The sequence below is a fragment of the Mycolicibacter sinensis genome, from assembly GCF_001667375.1.
Taxonomy (GTDB): Bacteria; Actinomycetota; Actinomycetes; order Mycobacteriales; family Mycobacteriaceae; genus Mycobacterium; species Mycobacterium sinense_A.
The window spans coordinates 37,458-60,782 of the sequence record NZ_LZIN01000004.1 but is presented as its reverse complement, the minus strand read 5'-3'; the positions used below and the strand labels follow the sequence as shown (position 1 = coordinate 60,782).

Annotated in this window: 25 protein-coding genes and 1 pseudogene; 10 read left to right on the top strand and 16 right to left on the bottom strand. The window is 70.1% G+C overall.

The genetic code is table 11. From position 1 onward, the window contains the following. Positions 1-60: 60 nt before the first annotated feature. Genes A5771_RS00935 through A5771_RS00900 form a run of 8 tightly spaced genes read left to right on the top strand, consistent with a single transcriptional unit; the run spans position 61 to position 7,809 of the window. Positions 61-390 carry an ArsR/SmtB family transcription factor gene (locus tag A5771_RS00935; protein WP_064853327.1) on the top strand — a complete coding sequence of 110 codons (330 nt, stop codon included), beginning with the start codon at positions 61-63 and terminating at the stop codon, positions 388-390. After that, complete coding sequence (locus A5771_RS00930; protein WP_064853326.1) at positions 387-860, top strand: NADH-quinone oxidoreductase subunit B family protein; 474 nt, start codon at positions 387-389, stop codon at positions 858-860. The genes A5771_RS00935 and A5771_RS00930 overlap by 4 nt, the downstream gene beginning before the upstream one ends. Further along, complete coding sequence (locus A5771_RS00925; RefSeq protein WP_082946984.1) at positions 857-2,797, top strand: proton-conducting transporter membrane subunit; 1,941 nt, start codon at positions 857-859, stop codon at positions 2,795-2,797. The genes A5771_RS00930 and A5771_RS00925 overlap by 4 nt, the downstream gene beginning before the upstream one ends. A gap of 5 nt (positions 2,798-2,802) precedes the next feature. Then, positions 2,803-3,756, top strand: coding sequence for a respiratory chain complex I subunit 1 family protein (locus A5771_RS00920; RefSeq protein ID WP_109400981.1), 954 nt, complete (start codon positions 2,803-2,805; stop codon positions 3,754-3,756). Next, positions 3,753-4,409 (top strand): hypothetical protein, encoded by a 657-nt coding sequence (locus tag A5771_RS00915; protein WP_064853324.1) that lies wholly within the window; start codon positions 3,753-3,755, stop codon positions 4,407-4,409. The genes A5771_RS00920 and A5771_RS00915 overlap by 4 nt, the downstream gene beginning before the upstream one ends. Beyond that, positions 4,409-5,875: a proton-conducting transporter membrane subunit gene (locus A5771_RS00910; RefSeq protein WP_064853323.1), complete on the top strand. Its 1,467-nt coding sequence runs from the start codon at positions 4,409-4,411 to the stop codon at positions 5,873-5,875. Before A5771_RS00915 ends, A5771_RS00910 begins: the two co-directional genes overlap by 1 nt. Then, a complete protein-coding gene (locus A5771_RS00905) occupies positions 5,872-7,347 on the top strand; it encodes an NADH-quinone oxidoreductase subunit C (RefSeq protein ID WP_064853322.1) in 1,476 nt (491 codons plus the stop codon). Before A5771_RS00910 ends, A5771_RS00905 begins: the two co-directional genes overlap by 4 nt. A gap of 39 nt (positions 7,348-7,386) precedes the next feature. Next, a complete protein-coding gene (locus A5771_RS00900) occupies positions 7,387-7,809 on the top strand; it encodes a MarR family winged helix-turn-helix transcriptional regulator (RefSeq protein ID WP_064853321.1) in 423 nt (140 codons plus the stop codon). Between the two features lie 46 nt (positions 7,810-7,855). Here the strand turns inward: A5771_RS00900 and A5771_RS00895 are convergent, their stop codons facing one another. From A5771_RS00895 to rpsB, 3 genes are read right to left on the bottom strand one after another with little or no spacing between them, the layout of a single operon-like run. Then, positions 7,856-9,265 (bottom strand): amidase, encoded by a 1,410-nt coding sequence (locus A5771_RS00895; protein WP_064853320.1) that lies wholly within the window; start codon positions 9,263-9,265, stop codon positions 7,856-7,858. A gap of 31 nt (positions 9,266-9,296) precedes the next feature. Continuing rightward, entirely contained in the window at positions 9,297-10,112 is an 816-nt protein-coding gene (gene tsf, locus A5771_RS00890) for a translation elongation factor Ts (RefSeq protein ID WP_064853319.1), read from the bottom strand. A gap of 12 nt (positions 10,113-10,124) precedes the next feature. Next, a complete protein-coding gene (gene rpsB / locus A5771_RS00885) occupies positions 10,125-10,961 on the bottom strand; it encodes a 30S ribosomal protein S2 (protein ID WP_064853318.1) in 837 nt (278 codons plus the stop codon). 247 nt (positions 10,962-11,208) lie between these two features. Between rpsB and A5771_RS00880 the strand changes: the two are divergent. Then, positions 11,209-11,676 (top strand): annotated as a pseudogene (locus tag A5771_RS00880) (M23 family metallopeptidase); the annotation flags it as partial. Positions 11,677-11,678: 2 nt separating this feature from the next. Here A5771_RS00880 and A5771_RS00875 read toward each other — a convergent pair. The 11 genes from A5771_RS00875 to rplS all read right to left on the bottom strand — a co-directional run bounded on the left by A5771_RS00875 (position 11,679) and on the right by rplS (position 20,809). After that, positions 11,679-12,578, bottom strand: a complete 900-nt coding sequence (locus tag A5771_RS00875) for a tyrosine recombinase XerC (protein WP_064853316.1) — start codon at positions 12,576-12,578, stop codon at positions 11,679-11,681. A gap of 32 nt (positions 12,579-12,610) precedes the next feature. Next, complete coding sequence (locus A5771_RS00870; protein ID WP_064853315.1) at positions 12,611-13,771, bottom strand: alpha-hydroxy-acid oxidizing protein; 1,161 nt, start codon at positions 13,769-13,771, stop codon at positions 12,611-12,613. 4 nt (positions 13,772-13,775) lie between these two features. After that, a complete protein-coding gene (locus tag A5771_RS00865; RefSeq protein ID WP_064853314.1) occupies positions 13,776-14,633 on the bottom strand; it encodes a siderophore-interacting protein in 858 nt (285 codons plus the stop codon). A 37-nt stretch (positions 14,634-14,670) separates the two neighbouring features. Further along, on the bottom strand, positions 14,671-15,786 hold the full coding sequence (dprA, locus tag A5771_RS00860; RefSeq protein WP_109400980.1) for a DNA-processing protein DprA: 1,116 nt from the start codon (positions 15,784-15,786) through the stop codon (positions 14,671-14,673). Positions 15,787-15,803: 17 nt separating this feature from the next. Continuing rightward, positions 15,804-17,318, bottom strand: a complete 1,515-nt coding sequence (locus tag A5771_RS00855) for a YifB family Mg chelatase-like AAA ATPase (protein WP_064853312.1) — start codon at positions 17,316-17,318, stop codon at positions 15,804-15,806. Beyond that, positions 17,318-17,686, bottom strand: coding sequence for a YraN family protein (locus A5771_RS00850; RefSeq protein ID WP_064853311.1), 369 nt, complete (start codon positions 17,684-17,686; stop codon positions 17,318-17,320). The genes A5771_RS00855 and A5771_RS00850 overlap by 1 nt, the downstream gene beginning before the upstream one ends. 125 nt (positions 17,687-17,811) lie before the next feature. Next, entirely contained in the window at positions 17,812-18,477 is a 666-nt protein-coding gene (locus tag A5771_RS00845; protein ID WP_064853310.1) for a GNAT family N-acetyltransferase, read from the bottom strand. Between the two features lie 41 nt (positions 18,478-18,518). Further along, the gene (locus tag A5771_RS00840; RefSeq protein ID WP_012393608.1) at positions 18,519-18,824 is read right to left on the bottom strand and encodes a DUF2469 domain-containing protein; all 306 of its coding nucleotides are present in this window, start codon (positions 18,822-18,824) and stop codon (positions 18,519-18,521) included. After that, positions 18,821-19,528 (bottom strand): ribonuclease HII, encoded by a 708-nt coding sequence (locus A5771_RS00835; protein WP_064853309.1) that lies wholly within the window; start codon positions 19,526-19,528, stop codon positions 18,821-18,823. The genes A5771_RS00840 and A5771_RS00835 overlap by 4 nt, the downstream gene beginning before the upstream one ends. 3 nt (positions 19,529-19,531) lie before the next feature. Further along, on the bottom strand, positions 19,532-20,395 hold the full coding sequence (gene lepB, locus A5771_RS00830) for a signal peptidase I (protein ID WP_064853308.1): 864 nt from the start codon (positions 20,393-20,395) through the stop codon (positions 19,532-19,534). A 72-nt stretch (positions 20,396-20,467) separates the two neighbouring features. Continuing rightward, complete coding sequence (gene rplS / locus A5771_RS00825; RefSeq protein WP_019736221.1) at positions 20,468-20,809, bottom strand: 50S ribosomal protein L19; 342 nt, start codon at positions 20,807-20,809, stop codon at positions 20,468-20,470. Between the two features lie 394 nt (positions 20,810-21,203). Between rplS and A5771_RS00820 the strand changes: the two genes are divergently transcribed. Further along, positions 21,204-22,100: a serine hydrolase gene (locus tag A5771_RS00820; RefSeq protein WP_064853307.1), complete on the top strand. Its 897-nt coding sequence runs from the start codon at positions 21,204-21,206 to the stop codon at positions 22,098-22,100. On the opposite strand, the gene trmD is transcribed toward A5771_RS00820, so the two are convergent. Together trmD and rimM are read right to left on the bottom strand one after the other, a co-directional pair. Further along, the gene (trmD, locus tag A5771_RS00815; RefSeq protein WP_064853306.1) at positions 22,097-22,798 is read right to left on the bottom strand and encodes a tRNA (guanosine(37)-N1)-methyltransferase TrmD; all 702 of its coding nucleotides are present in this window, start codon (positions 22,796-22,798) and stop codon (positions 22,097-22,099) included. The genes A5771_RS00820 and trmD overlap by 4 nt on opposite strands. Next, complete coding sequence (gene rimM / locus A5771_RS00810) at positions 22,795-23,316, bottom strand: ribosome maturation factor RimM (RefSeq protein ID WP_064853305.1); 522 nt, start codon at positions 23,314-23,316, stop codon at positions 22,795-22,797. The genes trmD and rimM overlap by 4 nt, the downstream gene beginning before the upstream one ends. Between the last annotated feature and the right edge of the window lie 9 nt (positions 23,317-23,325).

The following is a 23,325-nucleotide window of genomic DNA, read 5'->3' as shown; positions in this document are numbered from 1 at the left end:
CAAAAGACCACAACAGATGAAAACTTTTTCAATTGATGTTTTCGCTGCTATTGTCGGTCCGTGCCGAACTCGCTGCCCCAGCTGAAGGCTGAATTTTTCAAGACGCTGGGCCACCCTGCCCGAATTCGGGTACTCGAACTGCTGGCGGAACGCGACCGCGCCGTCGGCGAGCTGCTGACCGAGATCGGGTTGGAGGCGTCCAACCTGTCTCAGCAGCTGGCGGTGCTTCGGCGGGCGGGAGTGGTGGTGGCGACCAAGGAGGGCAACACGGTGCTCTACTCCATCGCGTCGCCGGTGATCACCGAACTGCTCGCGGTCGCACGCAAGGCGCTGACCGGACTGCTCAACGATCAGGTCGCCCTGCTCGACGATCTGCGGGCCGGCCGATGAGCTGGCTCGGCAGGATTCTGAGGCTCGGCCGCATCACCGAACCGGCCGGCACCCGCCCGCCCGCCGACCCGCCCCCCGGGCTGGCCGGCTCGGTACAGGTACGCCACGTCGACGCCGGTTCATGCAACGGCTGCGAGATCGAGATCGCCGGGGCCTTCGGTCCGGTGTATGACGCCGAACGGTTCGGCGCCCGGCTCGTCGCCTCCCCGCGGCATGCCGACGCACTGCTGGTCACCGGGGTGGTCACCCGCAACATGGCCGAACCGCTGCGCAACACCGTCGAGGCCACCCCCCAGCCGCGGCGGGTCATCGCCTGCGGTGACTGTGCGCTGAACCGGGGGGTGTTCGCGCAGGCGTACGGGGCGGTGGGCGCCGTCGGTGAGGTCGTGCCGGTGGACGTCGAGATTCCCGGCTGCCCGCCCACCCCCGACCAGATCGTCGCCGCCCTACGGTCGGTGACCGGAAGGTGACTGACTCCCATCTCTCGCGTAGCAACGCCGTCGGCCCACTGCTCAGCGGTGCGACGACGATCGGACTGGGCGCCGCCGGAGCCGGTGTCGGGTTGGCCGGAGTGTTCGGCGCCGTGCCGGCGATCCGGATCGGCTGGCTGCTTCCGCTGCTGGGTGTGCAGCTGCGGGTGGAGCCGGTCGGCGGCTTCTTCATGGTGCTGACCGGCGCGGTGGCAGTGGCGGCCGGCCTGTATTGGATCGGCTACTCCCGGCACGAGAAATTCGGCGCCGTCCCGCTGACGGCGCTACCGGTGTTCGTCGGCACGCTGCTGGCCGTCCCGGCAGCGGGCTCGGTGACCACATTCCTGCTCGCCTGGGAGCTGATGGCGCTGAGCTCACTGGTGTTGGTGCTCACCGATCAACAGCGCAGCGAGGTGCGCTCGGCCGCGCTGATTTACGTGGTGATGACGCAGCTGGGCTTCGTGACGTTGCTGGTGGGGATGGTGATGCTGGCGGCGGCCGCCGGTGATGAGTTCGCCGGGATCGGCGCGGTGCCCGACGGCGTGCGCAACACGGTCTTCGTGTTGACTCTGATCGGTTTCGGCTCCAAGGCCGGTCTGCTGCCGTTGCACGCCTGGCTGCCACGGGCGCATCCGGAGGCGCCGAGCCCGGTCTCCGCGCTGCTCAGTGCTGCCATGGTCAATCTCGGTGTCTACGGCATCATCCGCATCGACCTGCAGCTGCTGGGGCCCGGCCCCCGCTGGTGGGCGTGGGCGCTGCTGATCGCCGGCGGCGCGTCGGCGATGTACGGGGTGTTGCAGGCATCGGTGGCCACCGATCTCAAACGCTTGCTTGCCTATTCGACAACGGAGAACATCGGGTTGATCACCCTGGCACTGGGCACCGCGACCTTATTGGCGGGCGCCGGCGCGCAGCCGGCCGCGGCGGTGGACGTCACCGCCGCACTGCTGCACCTGATCGCCCACAGCGCGTTCAAGAGCCTCGGGTTCTTCGCCGCCGGATCGGTGCTGGCCGCCACCGGCCTGCGCGACCTGGACCGGCTCGGCGGCCTGGCCCGCCGGATGCCGGTGACCACTGCGCTGTTCGGGGTGGCCGCCCTCGGCGCAGCCGGTCTGCCGTTGGGGGCGGGTTTCGTCAGCGAATGGCTGCTGATCCAGTCCCTGATGAACGCCCGGGCCGGCCACGATGTCGCCATCGCGCTGGTGATGCCGCTGGCGGTGGGGGCGGTGGCGCTGACCGTCGGGCTGGGCGTGGCCGCCATGGTCAAGGCCTTCGGGATCGGTTTTCTGGCCCGTCCGCGCTCGGATGCCGCGGCGGCGGCGCGGGAATCCCCCGGCACGATGATCGCCGCGATGGCGCTGCCCGCGGCCGCCTGCGTGGTGCTGGCCGTCGCCCCCGGTGTGGTGGGCCCGATGCTGAACCGGGTGCTCGATGCCCTGCCGGTGTTCGGCGAGGCGCCGGCGCTCGGGGTGTTCCTGCACTTGCCGGGTCTGCGCGCTTCCATGGCACCGGCCCTGCTGGCCGCCGCGCTGGCCGCCGCCGTGCTGATCGTGGCGATCGGCTCCCGATGGCGCTCGCGGCAACGACCCGAGCCGGCCACGGTGCCGCTGTGGGCCTGCGGCGCCGACGATCTGACCCCCCGCATGCAGTACACCGCGACGTCGTTCGCCCAACCGCTGCAGCAGGTCTTCGACGATGTGCTGCGTTTCGACACCGACGTCGAGGTGAGCGGCCAGGCAGCCTCGACCTATGTGGTCGACCGGATCGCCTACCGGGCACGGCTCGCCGACGTCATCGAGGAGCGCTGGTATGCCCCGGTGCTGCGGGCCGTCGCCGGAGCCGCGCAGCTGGTGCGGCGCGCCCACACCGGCAGCGTGCACCTGTACCTGGCCTACGGCGCGCTCGGCGTCCTGATCGCTGCGCTGGTGGCGCGATGAACGCGATGACTTATCTGGCCGGTTTCGTGCAGGTCGCCGGTGTCATATTCGGCGCCCCGCTGGTGATCGGCCTGATGCGACAGGTCCGGGCGCGCGCCGAGGGCCGCGCCGGCGCCGGAGTCCTGCAGCCGTGGCGCGACCTGCGCAAGCTGCTCGGCAAGCAGGTGCTCAAGCCACTCGGCACCACCTGGGTGTTCGCCGCGGCGCCGGCGGCACTGGCCGCCACCACGCTGGTCATCGTCGCCACTGCCCCACTGGTGGCGACGGGTTCGCCGCTGGACCCGGTCGCCGACCTGGTCACCGTGGTAGGGCTGCTGTTCCTGGGCACCGTGGCCCTCACGCTGGCCGGGATCGACACCGCCACGGCATTCGGCGGGATGGGCGCCAGCCGCGAGATCACCATCGCAGCGCTGGTGGAACCGACCATTCTGCTGGCGGTGTTCGCGCTGTCGATTCCGGCGGGGTCGGCCAATCTGGGCGCCATCGTCGGCAACACCATGGAGCACCCCGGCCAGGTGATCACGTTGGCCAGTGCGCTGGCGTTCGTCGCGCTGGTCATCGTCATCGTCGCCGAGACCGGCCGGCTGCCGGTGGACAATCCGTCCACCCACCTGGAGCTGACGATGGTGCACGAGGCCATGGTGCTGGAATACGCCGGTCCCAAGCTCGCGCTGATCGAGTGGGCCGCCGGCATGCGGCTGACGGTGCTGCTTGCGCTGCTGGCCAACCTGTTCTTCCCGTGGGGCATCGCCGGGGCGAATCCGGACCTGATCGACGTGGCGGTGGGCGCCGGTGCGATCGCGATCAAGGTGGCCGTGCTGGCGGGCGCCCTGGCCGGCATCGAGGTGTTCATCGCCAAACTGCGGCTGTTCCGGGTGCCCGAACTGCTGGCCGGGTCCTTCGTGTTGGCGTTGCTGGCAGTGACGGCAGCGAACTTCTTCACCGGAGCGGGCGGATGAGCTACGACAACATGCTGGATCTGGCCGCCGGCGGAGTGCTGCTGGCCGCGGTGCTGGCCGTCTGGCGCCGCGACCTGTCGGCGATCGTGCGGGTGCTGCTCGTGGCCCAAGGCGCGGCGCTGGCCGCCATCCCGGTGGTTCGCGGTGTACAGGACCATGATCGGGCCCTGATCGCGGTGGGGGTCGGGGTGTTCGCCGTGCGCGCCGTCGCGTTGCCCTGGCTGTTGGCCCGCGCGCTGGGTGCCGAACGGCAGGAACGCCGCGAAGCCACCCCCCTGGTCAGCACCGCCGCATCACTGCTGGTAGTCACCGCGCTGGTGGTCGCGGCGTTCACGATCGCCCAGCCGGTCGTCGACCTGCAGCGCAGCACCGCGACCAACGCCGCCCCGGCAGCTATCGCCACCGTGTTGGTCGCACTGTTCATGATGGCGACCCGCCGCCATGCCATTTCGCAGGCGGTCGGACTGCTGATGCTGGACAACGGGATCGCCGCCACCGCCTTCCTGCTGACCGCCGGTGTCCCGCTGATCGTCGAACTCGGCGCGTCGCTGGATGTGCTGTTCGTGTTGATCGTGCTCGGTGTGCTGACCGGCCGTTTGCGCAACGCCTTTGGCGGAGTGGATCTGGACCTGCTGCGGGAGTTGCGCGACTGATGACACCACTGATGCTGCTTCCGTTTCTGACACCCGTTGTGGCGTCGCTGATCTCCGTCGTGGTCGGCTGGCGCCGGCTCAGCGCTGTCGCGACGTTGGTGTCGGCGCTGACGATTCTGGGCAGCGGGGTCGCCCTGGGGATTCGGCTGGACGACCGCGCGCATCTGGCACTGAACGGCTTGCTGCGCGCCGACGCGCTGTCGGTGACCATGCTGATCGTGATCGGTGTGGTCGGCAGCCTGGCGACCTGGGCGAGCATCGGCTACGTCGACGCCGAGCTGGCCCGCGGGGTGACCGATCGTCGTGGCGCACGGCTGTACGGCATCCTCACCCCCGCGTTTCTGGCTGCGATGGCTCTTGCGGTGTCGGCCAACAACATCGGGGTGGTGTGGGTCGCCGTTGAGGCCACCACGGTGGTGACCGCGTTCCTGGTCGGGCACCACCGCAGCCGGGCCGCGCTGGAGGCCACCTGGAAGTACGTCATGGTGTGTTCGGTGGGCATCACCATCGCGTTCCTGGGCACCGTGCTGCTGCACTTCGCCGCTCGCCATGCCGGTGCCGGCAGCGAGGACGCCCTGCACCTCGACGTCCTGGTGGCCCATGCCGCCGGACTCGACCCGGCGGTCACCCGACTGGCCGGTGCGCTGTTGCTGATCGGCTACGGCGCGAAGATGGGTCTGGCACCGTTTCACAGCTGGCTGGCCGATGCGCACAGTCAGGCACCGGCGCCGGTTTCGGCATTGATGAGCGGGGTCTTGCTGTCCGTCGCGTTCTCGGTGCTGATCCGGCTCAAACCGATCATCGACGCCGCGGTGGGCCCCACTTTTCTGCGGACCGCGCTGCTGACCACCGGGTTGGCCACGATGCTCATCGCCGCGCTGCTGCTGACCGTCACCGCCGATCTCAAACGGATGCTGGCCTATTCGTCGATGGAGACGATGGGTTTGATCGCGGTCGCCACGTCGGCCGGCACCGTGCCGGCAATCGCCGCGCTGCTGCTGCACGTGCTGGCGCACGGGGTCGGCAAGACAGTGCTGTTCCTGGCCGGCGGCCAGCTGCAGGCCGCGCACGGCACCACGGCGATCGGCGAGATCACCGCGGTGTTGGGCAGATCACGGCTGGTGGGCGGCGCATTCGCAGTCGGCATGGTGGTGCTGCTCGGCTTGCCGCCGTTCGCGATGTTCGCCAGTGAGCTGGCGATCGCGATGTCGCTGGCCGACGCCCAGCTGGCCTGGGCCCTGGCACTGGCACTGACGGCGCTGTTGGTGGCCTTCGCCGCGCTGACCGCGAACTCCGGCCGCATGCTGCTGGGCGCCGCGAGCGCCGAGGGCCCGCAGATCCTCGTGCCGGCCACAGTCGCGGCCGCGCTGGTGGCCGGTGTGCTGGTCTCAGTGGCCCTGGGAATCACCGCGGGCCCGTTGGCGGGCCTGTTCACCACCGCCGCAACCCAGCTGGGGGCACTGTGACAGCTACGGTTACCCGCGCTGCGGTCACCGACACCGAGCTGCCCGACGCGGCCGCGGGGTTGCTGGCCGACGGCTTCCGGCTCGCACTGGTTGCCGCCCACGACGACGGCGACAGCCTGCGGGTGGTGTATCTGTTCCTGGCGGGCCGCCCGGACCGTCGTACCGAGCTGACCCTGACCGTTTCGGCGCAGCACCCGTCAGTTCCCTCCCTGGCCGGCCTGTCGTTTCAGGCCGGCCGCTTCGAACGGGAGATGCTCGACCTCTACGGGATCACCCCGGTCGGCCATCCGCAGCCCCGCCGCCTGGTACGGCACGCGCACTGGCCGGAGAATTGGCACCCGATGCGCAACGACGCCGGGCCACCGCCGGATTTCGTTGCGGCGGGCCGTTTCCCGTTCCTCAATGTCGAGGGGGCCGGTGTCTACGAGATTCCGGTCGGGCCGGTGCACGCCGGCCTGATCGAGCCGGGACACTTCCGCTTCTCGGTGGTCGGGGAATCCATACTGCGGCTCAAGGCGAGGCTGTGGTTCGTGCACCGCGGAATCGAGCGACTGTTCGCCGGCCGGGCCGCCGGCGCCGCCGTCGAACTCGCCGAGCGGATCAGCGGTGACACCTCGGCCGGCCACGCCCTGGCGCACAGCCTGGCCGTCGAGGACGCCCTCGGGCTCCAGCTGCCGGATCCGGCGCACCGGTTGCGCGCTCTGCTCGTCGAACTCGAGCGGCTCTACAACCACGCCGCCGACCTGGGCGCATTGGCCAACGATGTCAGCTTCGGGTTGGCCAACGTCCACGCCCAACGCGCCCGCGAACAGCTACTGCGGATCAACGCGCAAGTGACCGGCCACCGCTTGCTGCGCCAGGCGATCCGGCCGGGTGGCGTTGTGCTGCAAACACTCCCCGATCCGGAGCAGTTGCAGGAGCTGGCCGACGACATCGCTGAGATCGCCGAACTGACGCTGGGCAATTCGGTGATCTACGACCGGTTCGCCGGCACCTCGGTGCTGCATCGGGGCGATGCGAAAGCGCTTGCGACCCTGGGCTATGTGGCACGGGCCAGTGGGCTGGTCACCGATGCCCGCCTCGACCATCCGCTGACCGACCTGCCGGTAACCGAGGCGACGGCGTCAACCGGCGACGTGCTCGCCCGCTATACCGTCCGCCGCGACGAGTTCGCCGCCTCGGTGGCGCTGTGCCGCAACCTGATCGAGAACCATCGCGGGCCGCTTGAGTTCACAGCGGAGATACCCGCCGCGGGCGGGTCCGGTATCGGGATCGTCGAGGGCTGGCGCGGCACCATCGTGCACCGGGTGGAGATCGGCGCCGACGGAGTCATCACCCGCGCCAAGATCGTCGACCCGTCCTGGTTCAACTGGCCCGCACTGCCGGTTTGCCTGAGCGACGACACCATCGTCCCGGACTTCCCGCTGACGAACAAAAGCTTCAACCTGTCGTACGCGGGAAACGATTTATAGCGGCTCGTAACCGCGACCGCGTATGTCAGGATCTTTGATATGGGTGACGTGGACAGCGCTCCGCTGGGTTATCTGCTGTACCGGGTCAGCTCGGCACTGCGCCCGCAGGTCTCGGCGGTGCTCGGACCACTGGGGCTGACGCTTCCCGAATTCGTGTGCATGCGGGTGCTTTCGGTGCGCCCGGGGTTGTCCAGCGCCGAGTTGGCCCGGCACACCAGCGTCACACCGCAGGCCATGAACACCGTGCTGCACCGGCTGCAGAACCGGGGCGCGGTGAGCCGGCCGCAGTCGGTGCCGTCCGGGCGGGCGCTGCCGGCAACGCTGACCGATGCCGGTCGCGAGCTACTGACCCAGGCCGAAGAGGCGGTGCGGGTCGCCGACGGCCGGGTGCTGGCGGCCCTGAGCCCGGCCGAGCAGCACCGGTTCCGGCAGATGCTGGAACGGATCGGCGACCAGTGTTGATGGCGGCGGCCCGTTTCGCCCGGCTTCGCCGCGCTTGCGACCGCCGCTAGCCCCGGCCGGTGATCGTGGGCCAGGGCTTGGCCGCCTCCAGTTCGTAGGCCAACTCCAGCAGCCGGGCGTCCTGGCCGAAATGGGCGCTGAACATCATGCCCACCGGCAGCCCGGCCGCGGATTCGGCCAGCGGCAGCGAGATCGCCGGGTCGCCCGAGGCGTTCTGCAGCGGGGTGAACGCCACCCAGTCCATCAGCCGGTCGATGATCTGCTGATAGTCGGCGGTGGGATCCAGGTGGCCGACTTTGGGGGTCTCGTGGGCCAGTGTCGGGGTGAGCACCACGTCGTAGTTGCGGAACAATCGCGCGGTGTGGCGGCGCATGCTCGCCAGCCGGGCGATCGCCAGCGGCAGCCGGTACAGGCGCCGGGAGGCATGGCGATCCAGGCCCAGCGTCAGGTTGTCCAGCCGGCTGCGGTCGAAGGTGGGGCCGAACATCCGCCGCCCCCCGCGCACCAGCGCGGTCGCCAGAAAGGCCCAGTAGAGCAGGAAGTCGTCGGCGAACGACTCGGGCACCGGCGGATGGTCGAGGTATTCGACGTGATGGCCGAGCTCCTCGAGCAGCGCGGCGGTCTTCAAGGTCAGCTCGCGCATCTCCGTCGACGTCTCGCGCTGGATCGACTGGGTGATCACCGCGACCTTGAGCCGATGGGCACCCGGCGCCCGGACGTCGCCGATCGGGGGCAACTTGGTGTTGCGCCAGATCCGCTCCGCTTCGGCGTAGAAGGCCGCGGTGTCCCGCACCGAGCGGGTGACCACGCCGTTGTAGACGATGCGCACCGGCATGGCGCGCAGGTCTTTGTCCAGCGGCAGCCGGCCCCGCGACGGTTTGAGGCCGACCAGGCCGTTGCACGCCGCCGGGATTCGGATGGAGCCGCCGCCGTCGTTGGCGTGCGCGATCGGCACCACCCCGGCAGCGACGAACGCCGCCGAACCCGACGACGACGCCGCCGCGGTGTAGTCGGTGTTCCACGGGTTGCGCACCGCGCCCAGCCGCGGGTGCTCGGCGGCGGCGCTGAACCCGAACTCGGACAGCTGGGTCTTGCCCAGCGCGATCAGCCCGGTACCGAGGTAGAGCCGGGCGAAGTCGCCGTCGGCGGCAGCGGCGTGCGGCTGCCACGCGTCGGTGCCCTGCATGGTCGGCATCCCGGCGACATTGACGTTGTCCTTGACGAACGTCGGGACACCGGCAAAGTAGCCCTCGCGAGGTGCCGTCGCCTCGGCCCGGGCGCGGTCGAACGCCCGGTAGGCCAGCGCGTTCAGCTGCGGGTTGACCGCCTCGGTGCGCGCGATCGCGGCGTCGACGAGGTCGGCGGGCGACACATCGCCTGATCGGATCCGCTCAACCAAGCCGACCGTGTCGGAGTCGCCGAGCGCGTCGTCGCCGAAAGCGTGGACATGTTGCATGTCCTGACGCTAGCAAGGCCGCCAGAACCGTTTAGGCCTGGCCGACCTCGAACCGCGCGAAGCGGGTCACCGTCACGCCCGCTTCGTCGAGCAGCGCCTTGACCGTCTTCTTCGAGTCGGACACCGACGACTGCTCCAGCAGCACGACGTCCTTGAAGAAGCCGGTCACCCGGCCCTCGACGATCTTGGGCAGGGCGGCCTCCGGCTTGCCCTCCTCCTTGGCCGTCTCCTCGGCGATGCGCCGCTCGTTGGCCACCAGGTCGGCGGGCACGTCGTCGCGAGTTAGGTACTTGGCCTTGAGCGCGGCGATCTGCAGCGCGACCGCGTGGGCCGCCTCTTTGTCCGAGCCGGAGTACTCCACCAGCACCCCCACCGCCGGCGGCAGGTCGGAGGCCCGCTTGTGCAGGTAGGTCTCCACGGTGCCGTCGAAGTAGGCGACGCGGCGCAGTTCGAGCTTCTCGCCGATCTTGGCCGACAGCGCCTCGATGGCCTCACCGACGGTGCGCTCCCCCGTCTTGGCGCTCTTGAGCTCCTCGACATCGGAGGTCTTGGCCGCCGCGGCGGCCGTGACGACCTCCTCGGCCAGCGCCTTGAACTCGTCGTTCTTGGCGACGAAGTCCGTCTCGGAGTTCAGCTCGATCAGCGCGCCGCCCTTGGCGGCGACCAGGCCTTCGGCGGTGGCGCGCTCAGCGCGCTTGCCGACGTCCTTGGCGCCCTTGATTCGCAGCACCTCGACGGCCTTGTCGAAGTCGCCGTCACTCTCGGCCAGCGCGTTCTTGCAGTCCATCATGCCTGCGCCGGTCAGTTCCCGAAGCCGCTTGACGTCGGCAGCGGTGTAGTTCGCCACTGTGTGCCTTTCCTACGATGCGTCGGTGGTGGTTTCGGGGCCGGCAGCTGCGGCCTCGGCGTCGGGCGCGGAGGTGGTGGCGCCCGCCAGCAGCTCCTGCTCCCACTCGGCCAGCGGCTCAACCGCCTCGGCCGAAGCCTTGCCCTCGCCGTTGCCCTGGCCCGCCCGGGCCTGCAGCCCCTCGGCCACCGCGGAGGCGATGACCTTGGTCAGCAGCGCCGCCGAGCGGATCGCGTCGTCATTGCCCGGGATCGGGTAGTCGACCAGGTCGGGATCGCAGTTGGTGTCCAGGATCGCGATGACCGGGATGCCCAGCTTGCGGGCCTCGCCGACGGCGATGTGCTCCTTGTTGGTGTCGACGACCCAGACCGCCGACGGCACCTTGGCCATGTCGCGGATACCGCCGAGGCTGCGCTCCAGCTTGTTCTTCTCGCGGGTCAGCATCAAGATTTCCTTCTTGGTGCGTCCCTCGAAGCCGCCGGTCTGCTCCATGGCCTCGAGTTCCTTGAGGCGCTGCAGACGCTTGTGCACGGTGGAGAAGTTGGTCAGCATGCCGCCCAGCCAGCGCTGGTTGACATACGGCATCCCGACCCGGGTGGCCTCGGCCGCGACCGACTCCTGCGCCTGCTTCTTGGTGCCGACGAACATGATCGACCCGCCGTGCGCGACGGTCTCCTTGACGAACTCGTACGCCTTGTCGATGAAGGTCAGCGTCTGCTGCAAGTCGATGATGTAGATGCCGTTGCGGTCGGTGAAGATGAACCGCTTCATCTTGGGATTCCAACGACGGGTCTGATGCCCGAAGTGTGCGCCGCTGTCCAGCAGCTGCTTCATGGTTACAACAGCCATGAGTCCATGGTTCCTTTGTGTCGGTTGTCGCCCGGCGACGGGTGAGGCCGGGCCCTGGTGCCTGCTGAGATGCCGGACCCCTGTCGGGGACCGCCGGCATCCGGTTGTATGGCAGACACGCGAAGTCAGCCCGCATACGCGAACTGCGCAGATGAGTTTACACCGCCCGAACAGGTGCTTTGTCCACAGCGGTGACTGGCCGGTTTCCGGGCCGCCGGGGTGAACTGGGCGAATGCGGTGCGTGGCGTTGTTCCTGGTCGCAAGCCTGCTGCTGGCCGCCCCGGCGCGCGGCGACGCGGTGCGGCTGGACTGGCCGCTGCGCCCGCGGCCGGCGGTGGTGCGGGGGTTTGATGCGCCGCGGCCGGACTGGCAGCGCGGCCATCGGGGGGTGGATCTGGCCGGCGCCGCAGGTCAACCGGTGTATGCCGCCGGGAGCGCGACGGTGGTCTTCGCCGGGTTGGCGGGTGGCGTGCCGGTGGTGTCGCTGGCCCATCCCGGCGGACTGCGCACCAGCTATCAGCCGGTTCGCGCGTCGGTGCGGCCCGGCCAGCGAGTGGCGACGACGACGGTGATCGGCGCCCTGGAACCCGGCCATCCGGGCTGCGGTGCCGCGGCCTGCCTGCACTGGGGTGCGATGTGGGGCCCGGCCGCGCGCGCCGACTACCTCGACCCGCTGGGACTGCTGGCCGCCACGCCGATCCGGCTCAAGCCGCTGCGTTAAGCCCGGGGGTGGGCCCGCTCGTGCACCGCACGCAGCCGCGCGACCGTGACATGGGTGTAGAGCTGGGTGGTGGCCAGGCTGGAGTGCCCGAGCAGTTCCTGCACGATGCGCAGATCCGCCCCGCCCTCCAGCAGATGGGTGGCCGCGGTGTGGCGCAACCCGTGCGGCCCCATATCGGGGGCGCCCCCGACCGCCGCGACGGTCTGGTGCACGACGGTGCGGGCCTGCCGCGGGTCCAGGCGCCCGCCGCGGGCACCGAGCAGCAGGGCCGGGCCGGACTCCGCCGTCGCCAACAGTGGGCGCCCGCGGGCCAGCCAGGCCTGCAGCGCCTCGGCGGCCGGCTCGCCGAACGGCACCGTCCGCTGCTTGTTGCCCTTGCCGAGCACTCTTAGCAGCCGACGTCCGGAATCGACGTCGTCGAGGTCCAGACCGCACAGTTCGCTGACCCGCACGGCGGTGGCATACAGCAACTCGGCGATCAAACGATCCCGCAACGCCAGCGGGTCATTTTGCTGCGCACCGGATTTCGCGGCCGCCATCGCGGCGTGCGCCTGGTCAGTGCGCAACACCGCGGGCAGCGTCCGGCGGCCCTTGGGCAGCGCAAGACGCGCCCCGGGATCGGATGCCAGCAGGCCGCGCCGGGCCGCCCAGGCGGTGAAGGTCTTGACCGTCGAAGTGCGCCGGGCCAGTGTGCTGCGGGCCGCGCCGGCGCCGGCCTGTTGGGCCAGCCAGCTGCGCAGCAGCGGCAGGCTCAGGGCCTCGATACCGCTGTGCCCGCGCTCGGCGAGAAACATGAACAGCGACCGCAGGTCACCGAGGTAGGCACGCCGGGTGTGTTCGGAACGTCCCCGCTCCAAAGCCAGGTGCTCGTCGAACTCCTGGAGAATCGCGTCCACGCCGATCACGGTGGCAGAAGGCGTCCACGTGCTCAGGTGACGCGCCGCAGCGTGTCCGGGGTGAGATCAAGCCGTGACCGATAACCGTCGACCGCCATGATCAGGTCGGCCTCGGCCAGCAGCGAGCGCAGCACGTGCACGATCCCCTCGACCCCGCCCAGCGCCAGCCCGTAGGCGTACGGCCGGCCGATTCCCACCGCGGTCGCGCCCAGCGCCAGCGCCTTGATGATGTCGGCGCCGGTGCGGACGCCCGAGTCGAACAGCACCGGCAGCCCGTCGGCGGCCGCCACCACCGCCGGCAGACAGTCCAGGGCCGGCAGCCCGCCGTTGGCCTGACGCCCGCCGTGGGTAGAGCAGTAGATGCCGTCCACGCCGCCGTCTTTGGCGCGGCGGGCGTCATCGGGGTGACAGATCCCCTTGACGATCAGCGGCAGATCCGTCAACGACCGCAGCCATGGAAGGTCGTCCCAGGTCAGCGGGTTGCCGAAGGTTTGCACCCAGGACAACACGGCCGCCTGCGGGTTCTCTTCGGGCGGCTGGGCCAGCCCCGCGCGGAATACCGGGTCGGAGAAGTAGTTGGCCAGGCAGTGCCCGCGCAGCTGCGGGAAGTTCGACGTCGCCAGGTCACGCGGGCGCCAGCCCGGAACCCAGGTGTCCAGGGTGACGACGATGGCTTGGTATCCCGCCGCCTCGGCACGGCGCACCAGGCTTTCGGCCAACTCCCGGTTCTTGGGCGTGTACAGCTGGAAAATCCCTGGGGTGTCGCCGAATTCGGCGGCCACGTCCTCCAGCGGATCAGCGGTCAGGGTGGACACCATCATCGGGACGCCGGTGGCCGCCGCGGCCCGGGCGCTGGCCAGGTCGCCGTGGCCGTCCTGGGCGCAGATACCGATGACACCGATCGGTGCCATGAAGATCGGTGAGGGCAGCCGTAATCCGAACATCTCGATGGACAGGTCCCGCTCGGTGGCCCCGACGAACATCCGCGGGATGAGCCCCCACCCGTCGAACGCCGTCACGTTGGCCCGCTGGGTGCGCTCGTCGCCGGCACCGCCGGCCACATACGACCACACCGAGGGGGAAAGCGCCGCCGCGGCTTTGGCCTCCAACTCGGTGTAGGTCATCGGCAGCCCAGGCACCACCCCGGCCAAGCCCTGCAGATAGATCTCGAACTGGTAGTCCCCGAACGCCATGTCGCTAGCCCGCCGCAGCTTCTGCTGCTTCTTTGCTGGCGAGTTCCTTCTTCCACTGCCGGAACGTCTCTTCGGTGCGACCGCGCCGCCAGTAGCCCGAGATCGAGGTCCACTTGGCCTCCACCTCGCGCTCCTTGCGGATGTAGGGCCGCAGGTTGTGCATGACGGCCTGCGCCTCGCCGTGGATGAACACCTGAACCTGGCCGGGCAGCCACAAGGTGGTGGTGACCGCCTCGACGAGCGGCGCGTTGTCGCCGGCCCGGTCCTGCCCGACCAAATCGGCACGTCCGCCGCGGTGCAGCCAGTTCAGTTGCACCCCCTCCGGGGCGGTCAGCGTGAACTCATCGTCCGGGCCGGCGACCTCGATGAACGCCTTGCCGACCGCGTCGGCCGGCAGCGCCTCCAGGGCGGCCGAGATCGCCGGCAGCGCGCTCTCGTCACCGGCCAGCAGATGCCAGTCGGCCGCGGGGTCGGGCGCGTACGCGCCGTTGGGGCCCATCAGATAGACGGCCTGGCCGGGCTGAGCGCCGGTGGCCCACGGGCCGACGACGCCGTGGTCGCCGTGCACCGAGACGTCGATGGCGATCTCCCGGGCGACCGGATCGGCGCGCCGCACCGTGAGGGTGCGGATCACCGGACGGTCCTCGTCCGCCAGGCCGTCGAAGCTGTCCAGCGTCAACGGGTGCGGCAGCGCGGCAACGTCGACGCTATGGCGCACAAAGACGACTTTGACGTAGGAGTCGGTGAATTCACTCGGGCGGAAGGTGTCGTACCCGGTGCCACCCAACACCACCCGCACCATATGTTCCGAGAGTTGCTCGGTGCGGACCACTGCGAAGGTGTGAACCGGTCTTCCTGCCACGCTGCCTCCCCATTGCTGTTCCCGCCGACTATACGAGCTACCGTCTGCGCCGGACTATCGCCCAACTGCCGTCACGGCGCTCGACCAGACCCGCCACCTCCAGCATCGCCAACGGCCCGAACACCTGTGCCGGGGCCAGCCCGGATGCGACCGCAACCTGATCGACGGTCGCCGTGCCACGCCCCGGCAGCGCTTCGTAGACCTGACGTTCGGCGGCGCTGAGCCCGTCCAGCGGGGTCACCGGATGTGGCGGTTCGTCTGCCAGCTCCCCCACCCGCCCGGCCAACTCGATCACCTCGTCGACTCGGGTGACCAGTTCGGCGCCGGCGCGCAGCAAGACGTGACAGCCGGCCGACGCCGCACTGGTGACCGGCCCGGGAACCGCGGCCACCGGGCGGCCCAGCAGCCGCGACCACGCGGCGGTGTTGGCCGCGCCACTGCGCAGGCCGGCCTCGACCACCACCGTCGCGCCGGCCAGCGCCGCCACCAGCCGGTTGCGGGTCAGAAACCGGTGCCGGACCGGACGGACCCCGGGCGGATATTCGGTGACCAGCAGTCCGTTGCCGCCGATGCGGTGCAGCAGCGCGGAATGGCCTGCCGGATAACTGATATCGATGCCGCCGGCCATTACCGCCACCGTGGTGCCGTCGGCGGCGAGCGTGGCGCGGTGAGCCGCACCGTCGATGCCGTACGCGCCGCCGGAGACCACCGCCACGTCGCGTTCGACCAGCCCGGCGGCCAGATCCGCGGCCACCAGCTCGCCGTAGGCGGTCGCGGCCCGGGTCCCGACGATCGCGGTGGCGCGTTCGGCGACCTCATCCAGGCGCGCCGGGCCGATCGCCCAGAGCGCCAGCGGCGCGCGGCAATCCGGCTTTCGCGCGACCGCGGTGCCGTCGAACGCGGCGAACGCCAGCAGCGGCCATTCGTCGTCATCGGGCGTGACCAGCCGGCCGCCGCGGCGGGCCAGCAACTCCAGATCCGCGGCGGCAGAGTCGATCTCGCGTCTGGCTTCGGTGTGCTTGGCCAGTTCCGGTTCGACAGCGCCGCACCGGATGCGTTCGGCCGCCTCGACCGGGCCGGCCCGCTCGACCAGTGCGGCCAGATCCGCGCGCGGCGGTTCGGCCACCCGGGACAGATACGCCCAGGCCCGCAGGACGGCCTCCTCGGCGCTCACCGGGCCGCCCCAGGCTGGCGGAAGCTCAGGGCCGCGGCGACCTCGTCGAGGCCGGGCGAGTTCCGGCCAGCCAGGTCGCTCAGCGTCCAGGCCACGCGCAGGGTGCGGTTGGCGCCGCGGATCGACAGCAGGCCGCGGTCCAGCGCGGTGCGCAGCGGGGCCATCGCCGCGCCGGAGAGCCGAAACTTGCGGCGCAGCAACGCGCCGCTGACCTCGGCGTTGGTGTGAAAACCGTGCGGTCCCCAGCGCGTCGCCGCGGCGGTACGCGCTTCTGCCACCCGGGCGCGCACCGCGGCGGTCGACTCGCCATCGGCGGCGGCGGAGAACGCGCCGGCGCGCACCGGATGCATCTCCACCCGCAGGTCCACCCGGTCCAGCAGCGGCCCGGACAGCCGGCCGAGGTAGCGCCGCTTCTGCATCGACTTGCAGGTGCAGTCGCGCGGGTCGGCCGGTGCGCACGGGCAGGGGTTGGCCGCCATGACCAGCTGGAAGCGGGCCGGATAGCAGGCCACCCCGTCGCGGCGGGCCAGCCGGATCTCGCCGTCCTCCAACGGTGTGCGCAACGCTTCCAGGGCGCTGACCCGGATCTCGGCGCACTCGTCGAGGAACAGCACTCCGCGGTGCGCGCGGCTCACCGCGCCCGGCCGGGCCATTCCGGAGCCGCCCCCGACCAGCGCCGCCACGCTGGAGCTGTGGTGCGGTGCGATGAACGGCGGCCGGGTGATCAACGGCGCACAACCGGATAACAGTCCGGCGACCGAGTGGATCGCGGTGACCTCCAGCGACTCGCTTTCGGTCAGCGGCGGCAACAGGCCCGGAAGGCGTTGCGCCAACATGGTTTTGCCGACGCCGGGCGGACCGGTCAGGAGCAGATGGTGCGATCCGGCCGCAGCCACCTCGACCGCGAACCGGGCTTGGGCCTGGCCCACCACCTCAGCCAGGTCCGCGGCCGGCTCCACCACCGGGGCCACGGTGGTGATCCGTTCCTGCAGCCGTGCCGAGCCCTCCAGCCAGTCGTGCAGCCGGCGCAGTGTCGCCACCCCGAGGACCTCGATGCCGTCCACCAGGCTGGCTTCGGCGAGGTTGTCCACCGGGACCACCGCGCGCGCCCAGCCTTCGTTCTTGGCGGCCAGCACCGCCGGCAGCACCCCGTGCACCGGTCGCACCCGCCCGTCCAGCGCCAGCTCGCCCAGCAGCACCGTCTTCTCCAGCCGGGACCAGGGCGTGCCACGATCCGCCGAAAGCACCGCGGCGGCCAGCGCCAGATCGTAGACGGACCCCATCTTCGGCAGCGTCGCCGGCGACAGCGCCAGCGTCAGACGGGATTGCGGCCAATTCTGTTCGCTGTTGGTGATCGCTGCCCGCACCCGATCCCGCGACTCCTGTAAGGCGGCATCGGGCAGGCCCACCAGATGCACGCCGGGCAGCCCCGAGGTGATGTCGGCCTCGATCTCCACGATGAGTCCGTCCAGGCCGCGCACCGCGACCGAGAAGGCCCGCCCCAGCGTCATCAGATCACTCCCCGCAGGTGGGTGATCTCCGGCGTGCGGCACCGCCCGATCCGAACGCCGATCACATCCACCCGGACTTCGTCCCAGTGCGATTGCTGGCCGGCGAGCCACAATCCGGCAAGCCGGCGCACCCGGCGGACCTTCTCCGGCGAGACCGCGTACGCCAGCCCGCCGAACCCGTCACCGGTGCGGGTTTTCACCTCGACGAACGCCACGGCGCGCGCGGCCGGATCGGCAGCTATTACGTCCAGTTCGCCGTACCGGCACCGCCAGTTGCGGGCCAGGATCGTCCACCCCTGCTCGAGCAGGTGGTCAACGGCCAGCTGTTCCCCAAGCGCTCCGAGCTCGGCGCGCGTCATGGTTGTCATGCCGGTCAGATTCGGTCATCGAACCGACGGCGTCGAGCCGCGCCGCAGCGAAAACGGCTGCAGCCCGGTCAGTTATCCCCAGCGGCGCCTTCATCCACAGCCGCTCAGCGACCGGCGACTAGCAACTAGCCGGCGTGGGCGCCCGGTGCCCGAACCACCAGCGGCACACCGGGGAAAAACGCGGCCATCTCGGTGCGCGCACGGCGCAGCGCGGCGGTGCCGTAGCCCTTCTTGCGGTGTTCGGGTTGGATCCAGATCCGCACGTTCACCTCGCCGCGGCTGAGGTCGCCGAAGACCATGCCGACCTTCTGCGCACCGTCGATGGCGACGAACAACGCGGCGTCCTCGTCATCGACCCGGGACAGCGCCGAGCGGATCTCGTCGTCGAGAACCCCGGCCGGAGCGCCGGACCCGTCGCCGCTGGCGCCGACGTCGGTGGTGCGCAGCTCGAAGATGTCACGATCGGACTCACCGGCAAACGGCCGGAGCACCAGCGTCTCCCCGGAGCTGGCCGGGCGGTCGCCCAGGGTGAAGGTCAGCTCGTTGTTGAGGTCGTCGAGTTCGGCGGCGATCCGGCTCCGGGAATCCTTGGTCAGCTGATCCAACGACATCCCGATCACCGCTTCGCAGCCCGCCGGTGAGGTGCCGAGCAGGTTCGCGATCGCCCGCACCGCCGACGCGCGGTCCTCGGCGTCCACGATCACGTCGAGTACCTCGTGGCGACGTTCCATGGCTTTGAGCAGGGCATCGGTGATCTCCCGACGGGAGACGGCACGGTCGACAGCGGTCATGCCAGTCAGCCTAGACCGAAGCCGCCGGTGCCGCTGCGGTGTTATTCGGGCAGCCGCAGCTCGGGCTTTTCGACCTCTTCGATGTTGACGTCTTTGAAGGTGACCACCCGTACCTGCTTGACGAACCGCGCCGGTCGGTACATGTCCCACACCCACGCGTCGGCCAGACGCAGCTCGAAATACACTTCGCCGTCGGCGTTGCGCGGCACCATCTCCACGCTGTTGGCCAGATAGAACCGCCGCTCGGTCTCCACGACGTAACTGAACTGCCCCACGATGTCCTTGTATTCGCGGTACAGCGAGAGTTCCATCTCGGTTTCGTACTTCTCGAGATCTTCGGCACTCATCGGCTCAGCTGTCCTTCTGCTCGGTTCGTCTCCATTGTCCCTGTCGCCGGCGCGGCCAGCGCCGCCACGTTGCGCACGTTGATGAATGAGTAGCGGTGGTGACTGCTGGGCCCCAGCGCCATCAGCGCCGCGGCGTGCGCGGCGGTGGAGTACCCCTTGTGCTCGGCGAAGCCGTAGCCGGGGTCGTCCAGCGCCGCCATGTACCGGTCGCGGGTGACTTTGGCCAGCACGCTCGCCGCGGCGATGCAGGCCGCCGCGGCGTCGCCGCCGACCACCGGAAGCGACGGCATCGGCAGTCCCGGCACCCGGAACCCGTCGGAGAGCACGTAACCCGGGCGCAGGGCCAGCCCGGCCACCGCGCGCCGCATGCCCTCGATGTTGGCCGCGTGCACGCCGCGCACGTCGACGTCGGCCGGTGCGATGAACACCACGTGGTAGGCCAGCGCGTGCCGGCGGATCACCGGGAACAGCTGTTCACGGGTCTTCTCGGTGAGCTTCTTGGAGTCGTCGAGCGCCGCCAGCGCGGCGGGCCGGCTCGGCCCGAGCACACAGGCGGCCACCACCAGCGGTCCGGCGCAGGCGCCGCGGCCCACCTCGTCGACCCCGGCCACGGGCCCCAGCCCGCTGCGGTATAGCGCCGACTCCAGGGTGCGCAGCCCCGGTGAGCGGCGGATCACCGTGCGCGGCGGCCAGGCCGGGGCCATCGTCTACGGCCCCTGCTGCGGGTTTATCGCTCTCACCGGCCCCCACCGCGACGGCGGCCAGGCGATGAACCGGGTCTTGCCGATCACGTTGCTCACCGGCACGGTGCCGGCGTCGACGTTCTCACCGGTGCACAGGGTCCGGCGCTGCAGATCGGGTTGGATGGCCACGGTGTCGCAATGCGCGCGGGAGTCCGACGAGTGGGTGCGGTTGTCGCCCATCACCCACAGCCGGCCATCCGGTACGGTCACCGGACCGAATTCGGGGCCCAGGCAGGGGTAGACCATCGGGTCGACCATCAGGGTGGCCGGGTTCAGGTAGGGCTCGTCGAGTGTCTTGCCGTCGACGGTGAGGCCGGTGTCGTTGCGGCACTGCACGGTCTGGCCGCCGACTGCGATGACCCGCTTGACGAGATCGTTCTCGTCGGGCGGGACGAATCCGATGAAGGACAGGGCGTTCTGCACCCAGCGCACCGCGGTGGTGTCGGACCGGATCGACTTGTACCCCACGTTCCACGCCGGCGGGCCGCGGAAGACGACAACGTCGCCGGGTCGCGGGGCGCTGAACCGGTAGGTGACCTTGTCAACCATGATCCGGTCGCCGACGCAGCCGTGGCAGCCGTGCAGCGTCGGTTCCATCGACTCCGACGGGATGAGGTAGGGGCGTGCGACGAACGTCAGCACCAGGTAGTACAGCACCAGCGCGATCGCCACCAGCACGACCGACTCGCGCAGCGTGGAGTGCTTGCGTTCATCGGGCGCCTCGGCGGCCTCGGTGGCATCGGCCTCAAGGGCCTCGGCGACCTCGGGGGCCTCGGGCTGGTCGGCCTCGGGAGAGTTCTCGGGTGACGAGCCCGTGGTTTCGGTCACGTGATCAGGGTAGTGACCGCGTCGGCAGCGCCGAAGACCGACCGGAGGCTATCGCCCGAGCGGAGGTGCGGGTCAGCGCTTCTCCTTGATCTTGGCCTTCTTGCCGCGCAGTTCGCGCAGGTAGTACAGCTTGGCCCGGCGGACGTCACCGCGGACCACGACGTCGATGTGGTCGACGTTGGGCGAGTGCACCGGGAAGGTGCGCTCCACACCGACGCCGTAGCTCTCCTTGCGAACGGTGAAGGTCTCACGCACGCCGCCGCCCTGCCGGCGGATGACCACGCCCTTGAACACCTGGATGCGCTCCTTGGTGCCCTCGATCACCTTCACGTGCACGTTGACCGTGTCGCCGGGGGCGAAGGCCGGGATGTCGTCGCGCAGCGACGCCTTGTCGACGATGTCCAGCGTGTTCATTGCGGAAACACTTCCTCGCGGGTCGCGGCTGCCGACCGGGCCGCACGCCGGTGCGCGTGCAGACGGTAACCGAGCCGATGGGTTCGGGCATATTGTCGCATCGTGCGGTTCGGTGAGCCGTCGGGCTCCCGCTGCAGAATCAACTGCCGGGCAACAACTGCTCAATTGTGCCAGACGCGACGCAACCAGCGAAATCGTGCAAATCGCCGCTGGTCGCTCCCGCCGGAAGCATCCGGATCGTGATAAGCCTGATGAGAAGGCGGACTGCGCGATCTGGGTGCGCTCGCGGTAACCTATCCGGCGGGCCGATGGCAGCACGTGTGGCGAGCCCGTAGATGTCGGCGTCTTACGCGACTAACACCTGTTGAGGAGGCCACCCGCCGTGCGGCCATCGATGCTGATGCTGACCATCGTCATGGTGATCTCGACGGTGGTGTTTGGCTGCGACGAGAAGGTCTACGGCGCCGCCGCCCCGCGGCCCCCGCAGTACCGGGCGCCGGAGGTGGCGCCGGTGGCGACCGCGATCGAGGTGCCCCGCGCACCCGCGATTCCCCCGGCCGCCGTGGTCGACGGGCTGGCGGCACGCATGCAGGACGCGACCGAGGAAGCAGCCAAGGTCGGCGCCGACATCTCGGTGGCCGTGCTCGACCGGATCTCCCATCAACTGGTCACCAACGGCAACACCCGGTCGATCGCCACCGCCTCGGTGGCCAAGTTGTTCATCGCCGACGACCTGTTGATCCACCAGTCGGAGGCCGCCCTGTCGGCCGATGATCAGGCCGCCCTGGAAGTCATGCTGCGTGCCTCGGACGACGGGGCCGCCGAGACGTTCTGGAACTCCGGCGGCGGCAACGCCATCATCACCCGGGTGGCGAGCCGTTACGGCCTGGCCGGCACAGCGCCGCCGTCCAACGGCGCCTGGTGGAACACCATCAGCACCGCGCCGGACCTGGCGCGCTACTACGACATGCTGCTCAACGGCTCCGGTGGTCTGCCGGCGGACCGGGCCAACATGATCGTCAACGACCTGGCGCAGTCCACCCCGACCGGCATCGACGGCTACCCGCAGCGGTTCGGGATACCCGAGGGCCTGTACAACGAGCCGGTGGCCGTCAAGCAGGGCTGGATGTGCTGCATCGGCAACAACTGGATGCACCTGTCGACCGGCGTGGTCGGCGCGGACCGTCGCTACGTGGTGGTGATCGAGTCGCTGCAGCCCAGCGACGACGCCACCGCGCGTGCCACCATCACCCAGGCCGTCAAGACGATCTTCCCCGGCGGCCGGATCTAGCGGGCTGCGTCGCCGCCGAGTAGGTCCGGGCGGCGCTTTCTGGTCCGCGCCACCGCGGCCTCATGGCGCCAGGCGTCAATTCGCGCGTGATCGCCCGACAGCAGCACCTCCGGCACCTCCAGGCCCCGCCAGCTCGGCGGCCGGGTATAGCTCGGCCCCTCCAGCAGTCCATCGCGATCCGGAGAATGCGAATCATCGTGGCGGGAGACCGGATTGCCCAGCACTCCGGGCATCAGCCGCAGCACCGCCTCGAGCATCACCAGCACCGCGGACTCGCCGCCGGCCAGCACGTAATCGCCGATCGAGACTTCTTCGACCCGCATCCGCCGGGCAGCGTCGTCGGCGACCCGCTGGTCGATGCCTTCATAGCGGCCGCAGGCGAACACCAGATGCCGTTCCTGGCTCCACCGCTGGGCGGTGGCTTGGTCGAACAGCGTGCCCGCCGGCGTGGGTATGACCAGAACCGTGTGTTCCGAACAGATTTCGTCGAGCGCTTCGCCCCACACCGGTGCCTTCATCACCATCCCCGGCCCGCCGCCGTACGGGGTGTCGTCGACCGAGCGGTGTACGTCGTGGGTCCAACGCCGCAGATCGTGTACGGCCAGCTCGACCAGTCCGGTCTGGATCGCCTTGCCCGGCAACGATTGCCGGATCGGGTCCAGATAGTCCGGGAAGATGGTGATGACGTCGACCCTCACGGTGACAGGTCCAGCAGGCCGTCGGGGGGGTCGATGCACACCAGCTGCTCGGCCAGCGACACCGAGGTGACGATCGCGGACACGAACGGCACCAGCAGCTCACCGCCACCGGTACGCCGGACCGACAGCAGCTCGCCCGCCCCGGTGTGCAGCACCTCGGTCACCGTGCCGAGGTCCTCGCCCGCCTCGGTGCGCACCCGCAGACCTTCCAACTGGTGGTCGTAGTAGGTGTCGTCCTCGTCGATCGGCGGCAGGTCGGCCGAGTCGATCACCAGCAGACTTCCGCGCAGGGCGTCGGCCGCCTCCCGGTCCGATACCCCGGCCAGGCGCACCAACAGCCGGGCACCGTGCGGGCGCGCGGCTTCGACCACGTGATCGCGCGGCCGCTCGCCGCGCTTCTTGGCACACAGCACGGCGCCGGGAGCGAATCGCTCTTCGGGATCGTCGGTGCGGACGTCGACGACGACCTCGCCGGTGATCCCGTGGGCTTTGACCACCCGCCCGACCGTCAGCTCCATGAGCCGGCC